The sequence below is a fragment of the Polymorphobacter sp. PAMC 29334 genome, from assembly GCF_019431245.1.
In the GTDB taxonomy this organism is placed as follows: domain Bacteria; phylum Pseudomonadota; class Alphaproteobacteria; order Sphingomonadales; family Sphingomonadaceae; genus Polymorphobacter_B; species Polymorphobacter_B megasporae.
The window spans coordinates 1,325,238-1,341,947 of sequence record NZ_CP080243.1; the positions used below are offsets into that span (position 1 = coordinate 1,325,238).

The 16,710-nt window shown below is 69.5% G+C and carries 11 protein-coding genes; 3 read left to right on the top strand and 8 right to left on the bottom strand.

Going from position 1 to position 16,710, the window contains the following annotated elements:
• Positions 1-66: 66 nt before the first annotated feature.
• Positions 67-5,859, bottom strand: coding sequence for an alpha-2-macroglobulin (locus KZX46_RS10225; RefSeq protein ID WP_219776491.1), 5,793 nt, complete (start codon positions 5,857-5,859; stop codon positions 67-69).
• Between the two features lie 164 nt (positions 5,860-6,023).
• Between KZX46_RS10225 and KZX46_RS10230 the strand changes: the two genes are divergently transcribed.
• Genes KZX46_RS10230 through KZX46_RS10240 form a run of 3 tightly spaced genes read left to right on the top strand, consistent with a single transcriptional unit; the run spans position 6,024 to position 8,516 of the window.
• On the top strand, positions 6,024-6,242 hold the full coding sequence (locus tag KZX46_RS10230; RefSeq protein ID WP_216709091.1) for a hypothetical protein: 219 nt from the start codon (positions 6,024-6,026) through the stop codon (positions 6,240-6,242).
• Between the two features lie 33 nt (positions 6,243-6,275).
• Entirely contained in the window at positions 6,276-7,130 is an 855-nt protein-coding gene (locus KZX46_RS10235) for an alpha/beta fold hydrolase (protein ID WP_219776492.1), read from the top strand.
• A 60-nt stretch (positions 7,131-7,190) separates the two neighbouring features.
• Positions 7,191-8,516, top strand: coding sequence for a sorbosone dehydrogenase family protein (locus KZX46_RS10240; RefSeq protein ID WP_219776493.1), 1,326 nt, complete (start codon positions 7,191-7,193; stop codon positions 8,514-8,516).
• 53 nt (positions 8,517-8,569) lie between these two features.
• Here KZX46_RS10240 and KZX46_RS10245 read toward each other — a convergent pair whose 3' ends face one another.
• The 7 genes from KZX46_RS10245 to KZX46_RS10275 all read right to left on the bottom strand — a co-directional run bounded on the left by KZX46_RS10245 (position 8,570) and on the right by KZX46_RS10275 (position 16,641).
• Positions 8,570-10,666 (bottom strand): penicillin acylase family protein, encoded by a 2,097-nt coding sequence (locus tag KZX46_RS10245; RefSeq protein WP_219776494.1) that lies wholly within the window; start codon positions 10,664-10,666, stop codon positions 8,570-8,572.
• Between the two features lie 61 nt (positions 10,667-10,727).
• A complete protein-coding gene (locus KZX46_RS10250; RefSeq protein ID WP_255615548.1) occupies positions 10,728-11,858 on the bottom strand; it encodes an NAD(P)/FAD-dependent oxidoreductase in 1,131 nt (376 codons plus the stop codon).
• Positions 11,859-11,902: 44 nt separating this feature from the next.
• The gene (locus KZX46_RS10255; RefSeq protein WP_219776495.1) at positions 11,903-12,667 is read right to left on the bottom strand and encodes a hypothetical protein; all 765 of its coding nucleotides are present in this window, start codon (positions 12,665-12,667) and stop codon (positions 11,903-11,905) included.
• On the bottom strand, positions 12,667-13,863 hold the full coding sequence (locus KZX46_RS10260) for a toxic anion resistance protein (RefSeq protein ID WP_219776496.1): 1,197 nt from the start codon (positions 13,861-13,863) through the stop codon (positions 12,667-12,669). The genes KZX46_RS10255 and KZX46_RS10260 overlap by 1 nt, the downstream gene beginning before the upstream one ends.
• Positions 13,864-13,892: 29 nt before the next feature.
• A complete protein-coding gene (locus tag KZX46_RS10265) occupies positions 13,893-14,999 on the bottom strand; it encodes an acyltransferase (protein ID WP_219776497.1) in 1,107 nt (368 codons plus the stop codon).
• Positions 14,996-16,243, bottom strand: coding sequence for a dienelactone hydrolase (locus KZX46_RS10270; protein ID WP_219776498.1), 1,248 nt, complete (start codon positions 16,241-16,243; stop codon positions 14,996-14,998). The genes KZX46_RS10265 and KZX46_RS10270 overlap by 4 nt, the downstream gene beginning before the upstream one ends.
• On the bottom strand, positions 16,243-16,641 hold the full coding sequence (locus tag KZX46_RS10275) for a GFA family protein (protein WP_216709099.1): 399 nt from the start codon (positions 16,639-16,641) through the stop codon (positions 16,243-16,245). The genes KZX46_RS10270 and KZX46_RS10275 overlap by 1 nt, the downstream gene beginning before the upstream one ends.
• Between the last annotated feature and the right edge of the window lie 69 nt (positions 16,642-16,710).

Below are 16,710 nucleotides of genomic sequence, written 5' to 3' on the forward strand. Positions count from 1 at the left end.
GGGGCGCGATGGGTCCCGGCCTTCGCCGGGATGACGGAGGGGCAGGGGGAACGTTCCCCGCTTCGTTCAAGGCCGCGCCGCCACCTCGACCGGGGCGTTCGGGACCAGCGCCATCATCTCGGGCGAATACAGCGCCTCGACCCGCGTCGGCGGCAGGCGGAACACGCCCGCGCTGTTCAGCCGGACGGTGTATTCATACGCGACCATCGCCTTGGGCATGCTCTCGTAATGCGCGTGGACCGCGTCGGTGCGGCGCTCGACGAAGGTCGGCTGGACCCCGGTCGTCGCCTCGGTCGCGAGGATCTCGCTGCGCCCGCCGAGCGACCCGCCGAGGATCGTCGCGCCCGCCGGGACCGGGTCGTTGATCACCACCCATTGCAGCGGCGCGCGCGGGGTCACCTCGACGCGGACCTTCATCACGTCGCCTCGGCTCCAGTGTCCCGCGACGGCTTGTGTCACCGGCGCGACCGATCGCCGGACGGCAAAGCCGCTGGCGAGCGGCGCGGTTAGCGGCACCGCGGCGCGCGATGTGACGATCGCCCATGGTGCGCCGGTCCCGGCGTGGGTCAGCGTGAACGGCGCCGATCCGCTCGGCCACGGCAGGGTCGCGAGCGGCGGCGCGGCGGCGGTCCAGGCGAAGGCGTGCGACGCGGTTCCGAGCGCGGCGGTCGTCGTGCCGCTGACCGGCGCCCCCTCGAACGCCGCCGCGAAGCCGCGCATCGCCAGTGTCCCGATCGCGTTCGCCGGGGTCGAATCCCAATGCCCGCGCGATTGGTCGAGCATCAGCCCGCGCGCGATGCGGGGGACGTCGGCCTTCCAGTCGGGCAGGCCGACGACCGCCTGCAGCAGCCGTGCCGCAGTCAGGTCGGGCGAGCTGAGCAGCTGCCACTGGTCGTCGGCGCGGGTGATCGTCAGCCGCGTCCCCTGCAGGTCGAGCCGGGCGCGGAGGACGTTGAGCGCCTGTTGGAGCTTGCCCGGGGCGTCGGGAATGCCGGGCAGACGGAGAACCGTGACCCAGTCGATCAGCGTCGCGGTCGGCCACGCATCGGGGGCGACCGACAGCGGCTCGAGCATAGCCGGGGTCGCCGCGCCGGCGCTGAGCAGCGCCGCGACCGCGCCGAGCCGCCGCGATGCGCCTTCGCCGTCGAAGCTTGCGGTGCCGACGATGCCCTTGCCCTTCTCGACGACGAGGACGTTCTCATGCGACCGCGCGACTTTGCCGCCGACGAAGCCGGTCAGCCCGGCGATCATCTTGCCCCGCGCGTCGTCGGGCAGCGGCCAGCCGCTCTCGGCGGACAGCCGCAGGATATAGCCGGTTAGCGAATCGTCGCCCGCGATCCAGTCGGCGGGGAAGAATCGGACGAGCCCGTCGCGGTCGAGATATGCGGGGAGCAACGCCGTCGTCGCGTCCCACTTTGCCCGGTCGCCGGTGGCGACGGCGACCGACAGCCGCTGCTCGATACAGTCGTATGGGTACGCCGCCATGTACGCGCGGACCCCCGGCTGCGAGCCGCCGAGCGAGCGGCTGAGCGCGACGTCGATCCCGCCGCGACCGGGGAGCGCGCCGGCGGGGAGGGCGACGGGGAACGACTGCGGCTTGTCGACCTGGAGCAATGTCGCCTGCAGCGTCTCGACCGGCACCGCGGGGATGACCGACTGCGCGACGCGCACGGCGTCCTTTGCCCCGGTCGTTGCCTGCGCGTTAATCGCCCACGCGACCGGTCCGCTGGTCGCGGGCGCGGCGACGTCCCACGCCACCGTCGTCGCATTGCCCGCGGGGACGTCGACGATTCGGTTCGCTAAAGGGGCGGCCCCGGCGCTACCGCCGACGGTGACGCGGAACGGCTTGTTGGTCGCGTTACGCACAAGGACCGTCGCGGTGTAGCGGTCGCCCTCGCGGACCAGCGGCGGCACCCCGGCGAGCAACTGGAGGTCCTGCGTCGTCCGGACCACCGCGCTGCCGGTGCCGAACAGGTCGCTGCCGCCGGTGGCGATCGCGACGAGGCGGAAGGCGCTGAGCGAGTCGTTGAGCGTCACCGGAATTGCGGCGCGGCCCTGCGCATCGAGCGGCACGCGCCCGCGCCACAGCAGCAGCGGGTTGAAGTCGCGCCGGACGGTGCCGCCCTCACCCTCGCCGCCGCCGCCTCCGGCAGCGACCGCCTTGCGGCCGTAATGGCGCTTGCCGACGACCTGCGTCTGCGCGGTCGAGGTCAGCACCGCGAGCGGGCGGTCGGCCATCATCGCGGTCAGCACGTCCCAGCTGTCGTTGCCGTGGAGCTGGAGCAGCGCCTCGTCGACAGCGGCGAAGGCGATCTCGCTCCCGGCGGGGAGGGTGCGGCCCTTCGGCGGGGTGACCTGCACCACCGTCTGCGCGACCTTGCGGACGGCGTAGCTCGGGGCGTCGGTCGCCACCTTGACCGCGAGGCGATGGTCGTCCCAGCCGACGCGGATCTTCGCCATGCCGAAGCGGTACGACGGCTTGGCGAGGTCGACGAGGCTCGTCGGCGAGGCGGCTTCGCGGCTGATCCACGGCAGGTTCCAGCGGCGCGCGAGGTCGGCGAGCCACAGCCGCCAGCCGGCGACTCGCCCGCGCACCGCGAGGACCGAGACATAGACGTCGGGGGCATAGCCGCGCTTGAGCTTGACCTCGACGACCGCGTCCTTGCCCGACAGCGTCGTCACGAAGCTGTCGATCACGCCGTCGCGCAGCACGCTGACGAGCGCGGTCGCCTCGCGGAACGGCATCCGCACCTGGAGCCGCGCGGTTCCCCCGGCGGCATATTCGGGGGCCTCGGGGACGACGTCCATGCGGTCGCCGTTGTCGCCGCCGAACCACCAGTCGTCGTCGCCCGCGAGCCACAGCGACTGCGTCGCGCGGGCGACATGGCCTGCACCGTCGGTCGCGGTGGCGAGGGCGATGACCTCGCCCGACACCCCGGCGTCGATCTTGCAGCCGAGCATCCCCTTGTCGTCGGTGGTGCCGCTGCAGCCGCCGCCGATCTTCTTCGTCTCGCGGCTGTTGTCGTAGCTGTAGAAGCCGCCGATAAGCCGCTTGCGGTACGAATAGGTCTCGCGGCTGAACAATTGAACGCTGATCTTCTGCCCGCGGACGGGCTTGTTGGCGAGGTCGAGCGCGACGAGGTTCAACCGCACGTCGTCGGACTTGGCGATCCAGCCGTCCTTGGCGATGCCGATCCGGACGCTCGCGGGGTCGAGGCTGACCGAGCCCTTGGCGGTGGCGACCTCGCCATTGGCGTCGTCGTAGTCCATCTCGGCGACGAGGGTCGACGGCACCGTCACCGGGGTCAATTTGTCGATCGTGATCCGCGCGGTGCCGTTCGGCGACAGCGTCACCGGGTCGACGCGGGCGCGGGTCGCGGTCGGGGTGCCGGGCTCGTCGCTGCCGTCGAGGCGAACAATGCCGGGGACGATGTCCTCGCCGGTGAAACTGTATTTGGGATAGTCGGCGATCGTCAGGTCGCGTGGCTGGACGAGGGTGCGCAGCTTGACCGGGGCCTTGTTGACCGCGCCGCCCGACAGATAGGCGAGGCTGAGGTCGATCGCGACTTGCGTCGGCGCGACCTGCGGGGTGCGCGGCCCCTCGACCCGCGCGCGGATCGTCGGCAGGCGGAATTCCTCGACGGTGAAGTGCCCCGAATCGTGGCGCTGGCTGCTGCCGCGCTCGCCGATCTCGACCGAATATTCGCCGAGCGCGGCGGCGGCGGGGATCGACCACGCGTTCTCGCCGATGCCGTCGGCTCCGATCTGGGTGTCGAGCTCGTAGGTCTGGTCGGAGCCGAGGTGGCGGATGATGATCGTCGGGTCGACGAGGTGGTCGGCGGGGGCGAAACCCGCATCGGTCCGCGCGCGAATGATATGCTTCATCGACACCCGCTCGCCGGCGCGGAACAGCGTGCGATCGAACACGGTGTGCCATGCGGTGCGGTCGAAGCCGTAGCCGGTGTCGAGGCTGAAATCACCGGGCGCGATGCCCTTGTTCCAGTCGGTCAGGGTGAAGCTGTAATCGTCAGCGGTCCGGGCGCTGACCATCAGCGCGGCGGGGCCGTATTTGCAATTGCCGTACGACGAGGGCTCGGGGAGGACGTCGCCGATCGCGGCGCGGCCGCTCGCGTCGGTCATCCCCTGCCAGAACAGCTTGCCGGTGCAGCTGTCGAGCACCGCGATCTTCGCTCCCGCAACCGGGCTGGCGTCGGCAAGGTGGGTGACCCACGCAAGGCTGCGGCCGCGGCCCCATTGGAAGTGGACCGCCATGTCGGTGACGAGCGCGCCGGTCGCGACATAGCGCGTCTCGCCGCGGCCGAGCAGCGCCGCGCCGAGCCGGGGGGAGGCAAGCTCGACGACGTGGAAGCCGCGCCCCGACAGCGGAATGCCGACAACCTCGAACGCGCGCGGGTCGCGACGGTCGATCGTGAAATGGCGCGCGGGGGCGGCGGCAGCGATCAGCGGGGTGTTGCGGGTGGTTTCGATGCGCTTGACCCGGTCGGTCCCGGCGATCGGCTCCTCGTCCTGCGTCCGTTCCTCGGCATCGTTGAGCCGCACCAGCCAGGCGGCGACCGCGGCATCGGTGGTGACCGAGACGTCGCGCCCGCCGAGTGGCCCCGCGTCGCTGCCGCCGAGCCTGCTTTCGACCGCGCGGACTGTGACGGGCAGAACGCCGCCCTCGGCTGCTTCGATGATGCCGAAGGTCGAAGCGAACTTGACCAGCGGCGGGGCGTCATCGGTGGCGACGTCGAGCGGGAAGCGCGCGGCGTTGACCAGCGGGCGCCCGGCGTCGTCGGCAAGGTTGGCGGGCATGACGACGCGGAACTTGGTGCGCTCCGCGAACGGGCCCTTGAACTCGACCGAATCGACGGTCTGGACGTGGTCCTTGATCGGCGTCGCGGCGAGCTCCTTGCCGCTCGCGTCGACCAGCTTGACGCCGCGGGCGATGGCGGCAGGGACCTGCCCGGCAAAGCGCACCGTCATCGGCTCGATCGGCGAGCACGCGGCGGCGGGGTTAGCCCGGCTGCACTCGAAGCGCGCGCTGAACGCCGGGCGGACGGTGAAGTCGAGGCGGCGCGGGCGGAGCGTGGCGAGACCGTCGGCGGTGCGGATGCCGGCATTCCATACGATCGCGACGCGACCGCCCGACGGCAGCGCGCGGCGGCACTGCGCGGCGACGACGACGGCCTTGGGCTGCGGCGTCTCGCCCGAATCGGCTTCGGGCGCGATCGCCCCGGCCCGGAGCAGGAAGCGGCGCATCCGGTAATCCTGCTCGGCGCCGTCGGTGATCTTTGCTCGCGTCGCGTCGGGCAGGATGTCGAGCGGCACGGCTTCGCCGACGCCGTCGATAATGCACGACGCACCGGCGGTCACCGACGCCGGGGTCGGTGCAGCATTGAGTGCGAGAAGGAAGACCTGGTCCTCCTCGATCTGCCCGGCGCCGTCGTTGGGGACGGCGACGCGGATGTTCGGGCCGCCGGTATCGAAGACGAAGCGCTTTTGCCCGGTCAGCTCCGCGCCCCGCGCATCCTTGATCCCCGGCGTCAGGTCGTAGGTGCAGCGGCGCCCGCCGCTGAGCGGCGCGGGCAGATCGATCGCATAATTTTGCGCGTCGACCCAGCGGCCGGTCGCGCCTTCGCTGCAGTTTCCCGCAACCGGGGCGGGCAGGCGCGGGTCGCCGAACGCGACCATCAGGGTGGCAAAGCGGAGCTTGATCTGCTCGACGCGTTCGACCGATCCGGCGGGGGCAAACGCCGCGACTGTGGGTGGCGGGTCGCCGCCGGCACGCCCGGTGAGCAGCGCGCCGAACACGGCCACCCCCATCGCCACCACCGCCGTACGCCAACGTCCCGCCATAACCGTACGATGCCGGAGGCGCGCATCGGCGGCAAGTCCTTCGCCGGAATGTCATATCGCGCCGGAAATGAAAGTTCGCGACGCCGACGCTGCCTGTTGCTTCAACGTAAATAGAAGTTTACTATAAAATTTAATCGCGTGGCCACTTTTTGAGTGGGGATCGAATGCTGGACTACCGGTTCTTCAAGCTGAACGCTGGTGGCGTCGTCGACACCGCGCAGGTGCTTCGCCTGCCCAGCGACGAGGCTGCCGTGGTTCATGCGCGCGGCTTCGGCAACGGGAGCGCTGTTGAAGTGTGGGTCGGCGCGCGCCGTCTCGTGCTCTTGCCGCCCGCGGCGCATCCGACGGCGAACACTTATCTTCAGCGTGAGGCCAGTCGCTAGGAGCCGGACCGCGCATCTGGCATAACCGCGCCGATGCAGCATAAATTTCGTGAAACAGTCCTCGGGACCGTGGCGACGATCGAGTCGTTTGCGGCCGGTCCGGCGGCACCGCTGGTTCATTTCGCCCACGCGACCGGCATGTGCGCGGCGCTCTACCACCCGCTGTTCGATCGCCTGACTCCCCACGTCAACGTCGTCGCGAGCGATTCGCGCGGGCATGGCGCGACGCGGCTCGCGGCCGATCCGGCGGACATGACGAGCTGGGCGACTTATGCCGACGATCTCGCCGCGCTGCTCGCGGTCCTGCCGGTGCCGCCGGTGCTGATCCTCGCGGGGCATTCGATGGGGGCGACGGTCAGCATGGAGTGCGCGGCGAGGATGCCCGGCACCGTCCGCGCGGTCGTCATGGCCGAACCTGCATTCGTCGTGTTCGCCGCCGCCGCCGACTGGAACCCGGCGCGGCCCGGGGGCAATCCGCTCGCCGAACAGGCGCTCCGCCGCCGCGCCGTCTGGCCGTCGCGCGATGCGATTCGCGCGGCGTACGACGGACGCGGGGTCTTTGCTTCATGGCCCGACGGCGCGCTCGACGCGTATCTCGACGGGGGTTTGCGTGACCGCAACGACGGGCAGGTCGAACTTGCCTGCGCACCGGCGTGGGAGTCGGCCACCTTCGCCGCGGTGTCACCCCGGCTCGAGGCGGCGGTGACCGGATGGCGCGGCGGGCTGACCGTGCTCCACGGCACCGAACGCAGCACGGTCAACCCGACCGATGCGGCGGCGATTGCAGCGCTGCCGGGGGTGACGGTCACGCGCTTCGACGGAGTCGACCATTTCCTCCCGCTCCATCGGACGGCCGAACTGGCTGATGCGATCCTCGGCTTTGCCTGAACTGCCCGGAACGGCGATGGTGGCGTGGCGTTGACCTCCACACCGACGGGACCCTCGATTATGCGCCATCTCTATCCGATCGCCCTCGCGGCGCTGGCCCTGTCGGCGTGCGGCGAGAAGGCGACCCTCCCGGTCGCGTCGGGGATGGGGGCCAACCCGTCGCTGCCTGCGCCGAACGCGACCTTGCTGCCGACGGTCAACGTCGCCTCGGTCCAACGGTGGGCAGCAGGCGCGAAGCCGGTGGCGGGTCCCGGGCTGCAGGTCGCTGCCTTTGCCGAGGGACTCGATCATCCGCGCTGGCTGTACGTCCTGCCGAACGGCGATGTCCTTGTCGCCGAGACGAATTCGCCGCCGAAGCCCGAGGATAGCAAGGGTATCAAGGGCTGGGTCCAGGGGCTGATCATGGGCCGCGCCGGGGCGACGGTGGCGAGCCCGAACCGTATTACCCTGCTTCGGGACACGAAGGGGACCGGGGTCGCCGACGTCAAGACCGTGTTCCTCAAAGGGCTCAACTCGCCGTTCGGCATGGCGCTGGTCGGCAACGACCTTTATGTCGCCGACACCGACGCGGTGCTCAAGTTCGCCTATACGCCGGGCGCGACCACGATCACGGCTCCGGGCACCAAGGTCGTCGACCTGCCCGCCGGACTGATCAACCACCACTGGACCAAAAACATCCTCGCCAGCCGCGACGGCGCGACGCTGTACGCGACGGTAGGGTCGAACTCGAACGTCGGCGACAACGGCCTCGCCGCCGAGACCGGGCGCGCCGCGATCTGGGCGATCGACCTCAAGACCGGGACCCACCGTATCTTCGCCAGCGGCCTGCGCAATCCGAACGGGATGGGCTGGGAGCCGGCGTCGGGCAAATTGTGGACCGCGGTCAACGAGCGCGACGAGATCGGCTCCGACCTCGTCCCCGACTATATGACGAGCGTTACCGACGGCGGCTTCTACGGCTGGCCGTTCAGCTATTACGGCCAGCACGTCGACGTCCGCGTCAAGGACCAGCGCCCCGACCTCGTCGCCCGCGCGATCAAGCCCGACTATGCCCTCGGGCCGCACACCGCCTCGCTCGGGCTGACCTTTGCCAAGGGCGATTCGGCACTGCCCGCGGCGTATGCCGACGGCGCGTTCGTCGGCCAGCACGGCTCATGGAACCGCAAGCCGTTCAGCGGCTACAAGGTCATTTTCGTGCCGTTCGCCGACGGCAAGCCGAGCGGCCCAGCGGTCGATGTGTTGACCGGGTTCCTGACGGCGGACGGCAAGGCACAGGGCCGCCCGGTCGGAGTGACGATCGATGCAAAGGGCGGGCTGCTGGTGGCCGACGACGTCGGCAACAAGGTCTGGCGCGTGACCGGGGCGGCGCAGACCGCGAGTCGGTAAGGGAGATGCGACACGTCTAACTCCTCCCCCGTCTTCGGGGGAGGAGTTAGACGTCACGGCCGATAATCCCGCTCGACGTGCCCCGCCAGTTCCGCCTCGCTGAACCACACCGGCTTGAACTTTTCCGCCGCGAACATCGCGCTCTGGTCGCTGTAATGCCGCGACCCGGGGCGTTCGATCGCCGCCCCGTACGGGCTGATCGACTCCGAATGGACCTGCCCGTCCTTCCACTCGACGAGCATGATGTAGCTGTCGCCGAGATCGGCAACGCGCTTGCCGCGCTTGTCGTCAATCTTCGAATATACCGCGCGCAGTTCCTCCGGCCCGCCGAGGATCGGCACGTTGGTCGTCCCGCGAATAACCCGCAGCATGTCGCCCAGTGGCGGGTCGAGCCGGTGCGCGTGCGTCATCAGGAAGGCGACGTCGGCGGCGAGCTTTTCATGCGCATCGGGTAGCGGGTCGCCGCGATAGCCCTGTCCCGCCGCCGACGACAGGACGAACATCGCCAGCGTGTCGGCCGCGTTCGCGCCGTCGAGCTTCCAGTCCCATGTCCGCAGCAGCGCCTGCGCCTTCACCAGATTGGCATCGCCCCTCGGGTCGACCGCGAGCACCCGCGCCAGCCATGTCCCCGCCCATGACTGGCGCGAATAGCCCTTGTCGAACTTGATCCGCAGCAGGTCCTCGCGGCTGATCTTCGCCGCCCCCACCCCGGCGAACAGGTCGCGGAAGCGGTAGGCGCGGTTGGTCATGTACGTCTCGATGCCCTGTGCGGGCAGGAAGCTGCTCGGGTCGAGATTATCGCCCGCGCCGGTGGCGACGAACGGCGTGTTGTTCGAATTCGCCACCCAGCCGCTTTTCGGGTCGACCACGATCGGGTCGGCGGTGACGGGCTCGTAGCCCGTCCAGACGTCACGCGAGGTGTCGCCGGGCAGGACGCCAAGCCAGTCGAACCCGGGCGTGCGGTGCGGGAACAGCGCATTATAGACCATCGCGATGTGCCCCGCGGCGTCGGCATAGATGAAGTTGGTCGCCGGAACCGCCTGCATCGCCATTGCCGCGCGCCATTCGCCGAAATCACGCGCCTTGTTGAGCCGGTAATATTGCTCGATCTGGCGGACGTCGCCGAAGCCGGTGTAGCGCACCGCGAAGCTGCCCAACTTGTTGGTCACGACCGGCCCCTGCCGCGACCGAGCGATCGTCTTGGGGACCGGCAGGACGAACGGGCCGAAGCGGACGCGGAGCCAGACGCGGTGCGTCTCGAGCGGCAGCCATTGCCCGTCGTAGCGGTAGTGCGTGCCGTCGGTGCTCATCACGAGCTTGTAGGTGTCGATCAGGTCGGGACGGTTGACGGTGTTGGTCCAGCCGAGCGTCTTGTTGTGCCCGAGCAGGACGAACGGCGCGCCGGGGAACAGCGCCCCGGCGAAGTCCCAGCCCTCGCCCGAATGGACCACCGCCTCGTACCACGCGACCCCGCCGGTCCACGGCTGGTGCGAGTTTGAGATCAGCCGCGTCGTGGCGTCGGTCGACCGCGCCGCCGTCACCGCAAAGCCGTTCGAGCCGCGCTCGCTCGCCGGGGAGGCGTCGCGCGGTGGCAGCTTGTCGGCGCTCAGCGCGCCCAATGTCCGGTCGAGCCCGAAGAAGAACGGCGAGCGCAGCGCGAACCCCGCGACGACGTCGTGGCCGGTGACGGGGAACAGGTTCGACAGCCGAACCTCGCTCGCGTGGGTGTCGGCGTAGCGGTTGATCCCGGCGGCATACGCCTCGACGAGCGCGCGGGTCGCGGGCGACAGCGTGTCGTACTTCGCCGCCGCGGTGCCGCGCGCGTCGATCAGCGCGCCGACATAATCGATCTTCGCCCCCTCCGCCCCACTGATCGCCGCCGACCGCCCGCGAATCGCGGCAAGCAGCTCCTCGATCGTGTGGAAGTCGTCCTCGGCTTCGGCGTAGGCGAGGCCGTAGGCGACGTCGGCGTCGGTCTTGCCGTCGATGTGCGGGACGCCGAAGCTGTCGCGGCGGATGCGCGCGTCGTGCGCGACCTTGGTGTCGGGGGCCGGGGAGGCGGCGGTTAGCGGCTCCCAGACGATCAACCCGATCGCGACGAGGACGAGGAACACGACCAGCCCGACCGCCGATTTCTGCCAGACACGCATCGCTTACTCCCCATGACCTCGCCGGGCCTTTGCCGGGTTAAGCCATAGTTAGCCGGTCAACTCAAACCGCGTTGCCCGCCGCGACCCCGCTCGCCCACGCCCACTGGAAATTATACCCCCCCAGCCAGCCGGTGACGTCGACCGCCTCGCCAATCGCATACAATCCCGGCACCGCGCTCGCGCCCATTGTCTTCGAACTCAGCCCGGCGGTGTCGATGCCGCCCGTCGTGACCTCGGCCTTGGCGAAGCCCTCGGTGCCGGTCGGGACGACGCTGAACGCCGACACCCCCGCCGCCGCCGCGTCGAGCGCGCGGTCGTTGAGATTGGCGAGCGTGCCGCCGAGCCCTAGCCGCGTGCTCAGCGCGCTCGCCAGCCGCGAAGGGAGCAACTCGCCGAGCAACGTCGCTCCCTCGGCGCGCGGTCGGGTGCGGCGGCGGTCGCGCAGCCACGCGCCGACGTCGACCCCGGGGGCGAGATCGAGCGTCACTGCGCCGCCGTGCCAGTAGGACGAGATCTGCAGGATCGCCGGACCCGACAGGCCGCGGTGGGTGAACAGCAGAGCCTCCTTGAATACGGTCTTGCCGATCGAGGTGACGGCGTCGACCGCGACCCCGCTCAAGCCGCGGCACAGGTCGAGCAGGTCGGTGCTGAACGTCAGCGGGACGAGGCCAGGGCGCGGCTCGACGATCTTCAAGCCGAACTTGCGCGCGACGTCATAGGCGAAGCCGGTCGCGCCGAGCTTGGGGATCGCCGGGCCGCCGGTGGCGAGGATCAAAGCGGAGGCGGTGAAGTCGCCGTGATCGGTGGCGACGCGGAAGCCGCCGCCGTCATGGTCGACCGCACTGATGCGGTGGCCGAGCCGCGTCTCGACGTGCGCCGCATCGCATTCGTCGACGAGCAGCGCGACGATCTGCCGGGCCGACCCGTCGCAGAACAACTGCCCGAGCGTCTTCTCGTGATAGGCGATGCCGTGCTTCTCGACGAGCGCGACGAAGTCCGCCGGGGTGTAGCGCCCGAGCGCCGAGCGGGCGAAATGCGGGTTGGCCGACAGGAAGCGGTCGGGGGTCGCGCCGATGTTGGTGAAGTTGCACCGTCCGCCGCCCGAAATCAGGATCTTCTTCCCCGGCTCGTCGGCGTGGTCGAGGAGGAGGACGCGCTTCCCGCGTGCGCCGGCGGTCGCGGCGGCCATCATGCCGGCGGCTCCGGCGCCGAGGACGATGACGTCGAATGCAAGCGTCACGATCCGAGCGTGCCGTCCTTGCCGTAGCGGTTTTCGAGGAACTTGCCCTGGACAAGGAACGCGTCGCGGTCGTCGGCGCCGAGCCGGTCGTTGACCCGCACGAGTTCGGCCTCGATCAGCCCAAGGCCATCGACCAGCTGCCGCTCGATCGTCGGGCCTCCAGGGACGGTCGCCGTTTTTCGCTGCGCGGGCGCGACCTTCTCGTAGCGGTCGACGAGTTCGGGGAGGTGCTTGCCGAGGAGGCGGTTCAACTCGAGCGCGGTCGGGTCGCCTGCCGGAACGCTCGCGAGTTGCGGTCCGAGCGCCGCCAATTGCGCCGAGATCGCATCGACCTTCGGCGCGGCAAGCAGCGGCAGCGACCGGCGCTTGGCGTCGAGCCACGCATCGACCTGCGCCGGCAGCACGGCGGGCTTGGCGGTGGCGAGCTTGACCGGTTCGGGCGCGGTATCGCGCGGATAGGTGCCGAGCGCGATCAGCAGACAGATCGTCGCAAGGATCACTGCCATGAACGCGCCGATCCCGATCGGCCCGACGAGCAGTCCCCACATCACCGAACCGACGAGCACCGCGATGACGGTCAGCGCCATTCGCATTGCCTTCTGGCCGATGCGCTGCGCCTTGCGCTGCGCCCGCCGCCGCCGGACATCACGCCCGGCTCGGCCCTCGCGCAGGATATCGCTAATCGGCTGGAGCATCGGGATGCGCGACATCACCTCGTCGAAACGCTCCATCCGCTCCTCGAAGTCGCGGAACTTCGCCATCAGACGGGGGCGAACGACGAAGAAATCTGGGTTGCCGCCGCCGGGCTGCTCAACTGCGCCTGCCCGGCCGAACGCGCGATATAGCCGCGCGATTTCTCGACCTCGACCCCGAGCGTATCGACCGTGGTCTTCATCGACGCAAGCGCCTGGACCTTGAACGTGTCGATCGCGTCCATCGTCGCGTAGATGTTCTGGAACGCGCGCTGGAGCGTCTCGATCGGGATCGTCGAACTGGCCGCCTGCTGGTGAATGACCCCGGTCTGGGTGCGGAGGAGTTCGCCGGTGCCGTCGATCATCTTCGCCGTCGTCGTGTTGAGCGCACCGATCTGTTCGAGCACGAGCTTCTGCGCGGTTAGCGCCTGCGCGACGGTAACCGCGGTGCGCAGCGCGGCGACGGTGGTCGTCGACGCGCGGTCGACACCCTTGATCAGCTCGACATTGTTCTTCTTGACGAGGTCGAGCGCGAGATAGCCCTGCACCGAAACCGCCATCTGGGTGAGCAGGTCGGTCGTGCGCTGCCGGACGTAGAACAACGCGCTCTCGCGGATCGCCTTGGCCTTCGCCGGATCGGTGTAGTCAAGCTCGTTCGCCTTGTCCTCGAGCTTGGCGTCGAGCGTCTTCGAGACGTGGACCATCTGCTCGAGCTTGCCCATCGTCGTCCACAGGTTCGCCCGCTCGACGTCGACCGCGGCGTTATCGGTCAGCAGCTCGTCCTTGCCGTCCTTCAGCCGCTCGAGGATCGTCGAGATGTGCGACTGCGCCGACTTGTAGCTGTCGAAATAGTCGCGGAGCTTGTCGCCGCCGAAGGGGATCAGGCCGAACAATTTCTTGCGGCTCGTCAGCTTGCCGCGCTTCGACGGGTCGAGATCCTCGACGGTCTGGCGCAGCGCGGTGAGGTCGCTGCCGATGCCGGTGTCCTTGTCCATCGCGCGGACCGGCTTGTCGAGGAAGCGGTTGGTCTGCCCGGCGGCGTCGGCGATCTGCTTCGCGCCCAATGCCGTCAGTTCGTCGACCTTGCGGCCGAACTCGGGGGAGGCGGCGTCCAAAGCGACGAGGTCGGTGACGAAGGCCTCGGCGCGCGCGTCCAACTCGCTCGCCGCCTTGTCGCTGACCGGGACCAGCCCGCCGGCACGCGAGGCGGCAACCGGTGCGACGGGCACAGGCGGCGTCAGGACGATCGGTGCTTCGCTGGCCATCACAGGTCCCCTCGGGCGTGTTCGTGCGCCTATCTAAGCACTCGCGGCGCGCTGTGGTAGTCCTCTCGCACACCGCGCCACATGGCGGTCAGGCGTTGACGGACAGGGCGGTCGTAAAACCGGTCGAGCAAAAGCGCCGTAACGAAGACCAAAGCGACGAGCGCGACTGCTCCCCACGATCCAAGCCCGTCGTAGACGAGGACGCGCCGCCACGGCAGCAGCGTCTCGAACCAAGACTCGATCGGTTTGTGGAGGACGTAGATGCCGTACGACGCGCCGCCCGCGATCGCGAACGGCCGCGCGAGCCAACGCCCCGGCTCGTTTCGTGCACTGGCGAGGACGAGCGCAGGCATTAGAAGAATCGCCACGGTATCGCGCAGGGCCTGATATTGAGCCGGCTCGACCGCGAAGATCGCGACGACGACGCCGATCGCCGCCCACGGCGGGATCCGGAGCCACGGCAGCGCCTCGGCGCGCCACAGCCGGTATGCGGCGACCCCGGCGAAGAAGCCGAAGCCGACTCGTCCGATTCCGCCCCAGACGTTTGCCTGCATATAGCCGACGTCGATCGAGTCGAAATACCACGCGGCGGCGATCAGCAAGGCCGCCCCGGCGGCAACGATCAAGGCGAGCAGCCACTTGCCGAGGTAAGGCGCGACGACCGAGAAGACGAGGTTCGCCGCCAGTTCGAAGGCGAGCGACCATGCCGGTCCGACAAGCGGATACAGGCTGAGGTTGGGCTGCGCCGCATCGATCTGCGGCACGAAGAACAGCGCAAAGACGATGTCGCGCAGCGTCGGGGCGGGCGGGTGGTAATGGCCGGGCATTGCCGGGACGAAGACGATCAGCAGCGTGATCAGGCTCGCGACGAGGTAGAGCGGATAGAGCCGGATCAGCCGGGCGGCGAAGAAATCGACGATCCCCATCCCCGCTCGTAGCCGCGCCTCATAGGCGTGCGCGAGGACGAAGCCGCTGAGGATGAAAAACAAATCGACCGCGAGATAGCTTTCGGGCGTCAGGTTCCCGATCGCATTCTCGGGGATATGCCGGAACACCACTGCGAGCGCCGCGATGCCACGCAGCCCGTCGAGGGTGTGGAACGTGCGCTTGTCAGCCCGTGAATCGCCCCCTGTCACTTCGCCGCGTCGTGGTGGAGTTCGAGGCCGAGGAGCCAGCGGCGCTGGAAGCCGGGCCAGTAGGTCGTCTGCGCCGGTCCGGCGTAACCGCGCGGCGCATCCGCCCACGTCGCCGCGTCGCCGTCGACCGTCGGGACGTCGAGATACGCGCCGTGCTTCGCGTCGCCCTTGAGGAAGCGGTCGAGGAAGGCGGTGATGAAATGCTGGTTGATCGCGTTGATCCGCTCGGCCCGCCACACCGGCTCGGCAAAGCTTTCGGCCATGTCGGGGCGGTCGCGCGTCTCGGGCATCGGCGGGTTGCCGCCGGTATTGTGCCGCGCCTCGCGGTAGACGAGCAGCCAGCGGTTCGACCCGGTCGCATGGTCGTACAGCCAGCGGATGCCGTCGGGATATTGCGCGACGTCGTCGTGATCCCCGGCGATGAACAGCGACGGCACCTTGATCGCGGCGACGCTTTCGGGCGTCCACGACCGGAACGCCGGCTGGCCGCCCCATGGCGCGATCGCGACGATCGCCTTCAGGCGCGGATCGACGACGCGGACAGTCTGGTCATCGAGCCGCCCGCCGAGCGGGGCGACGGTCGGGGCGTTCTTGTCGTATGCCGCGCCCGCGGTCGCGAGCACGCCGAAGCCGCCCATCGAATAGCCGATGACGGCGATGTTGCTGGCATCGATCCGGCGGCCGATCGCGTCCTTGGGGTCGGCGGCGCGCGCGGCAAGGGCGGACAGCACCGCCTCCTGGTCGCGCGCGCGGTTGATGATCGTGCCGGCGACGCGCTTGAGCCGCCCCGCCGCGCCGCCGCCGTTGACGCCACCCTGGCCGTCGGCATGGTCGATCGCCGCAACGATGTAGTTCTTCGACGCGATGTTCTCGGCGAGGTAGGTCATGCCCCCGGCCCAGCCGCCGAAGCCGTGGCTGATGATGACGAGCGGCAGGCGGCCCGGCTTGGCGGGTGCGCCCGGGACCGCGATCCCCTCGGTCGTCACGGCGAGCGGCGGAAAGTCGTCGGGGGTCAGGGTCCGGGCATAGGTCTCGGTCTTCGCGCTTGGGGCCGGCGTCGCCGGATACCAGAGCATGATATCGAGACTGCGCCCCGCTGGCGTCGTTACCGTGACATGCTCGAGCCCGACCGCCGACGGCCCCAGCGCGGCAAGTTCAGGGGCGTCGGCAACGGGGATGCTCGGCGATCGTGCAGCAGCGGGCGCTGCGATCGTGAGCGCGACGGCGACGATAAGCGAACGCATCACTGGGACCCTTGCGGAAAATGCTGGAAGGCGGTGACCTCGACCCAGTCGTGCTTATCCTCTTCCCAGACCGACCGGATCGGCGACGGGTAGTGCGGATCGGCGAAGGTCCCGATCGGAATGCCGATCATTTCGGGACGCCGCGCGAGCGCGAGCGCGATGGTGCCACCGCACGTCGGGCAGAAACTCGTCGTTGCGGTCGATCCGCTCGCGGTCGCGCGCGTCCACTCGCGACGCTCACCCGTGATCGTCACCGCCTCGACCGGAAAGTAAGCGGCGGTGCCGAAGGGCGACCCCGACCGGCGCTGGCACGCGAGGCAATGGCACGCCGCGACCACCGGCGAATAGGCGTCGACCGTGGCGGTCAGGCCACCACAGCTGCATTGCGCCACCGGCATCGATCTTCCCCTGCTGTCGATCACGCCGCCGCGACCCGAGTCATGCTGCGATACCCACCCCATGTGTCG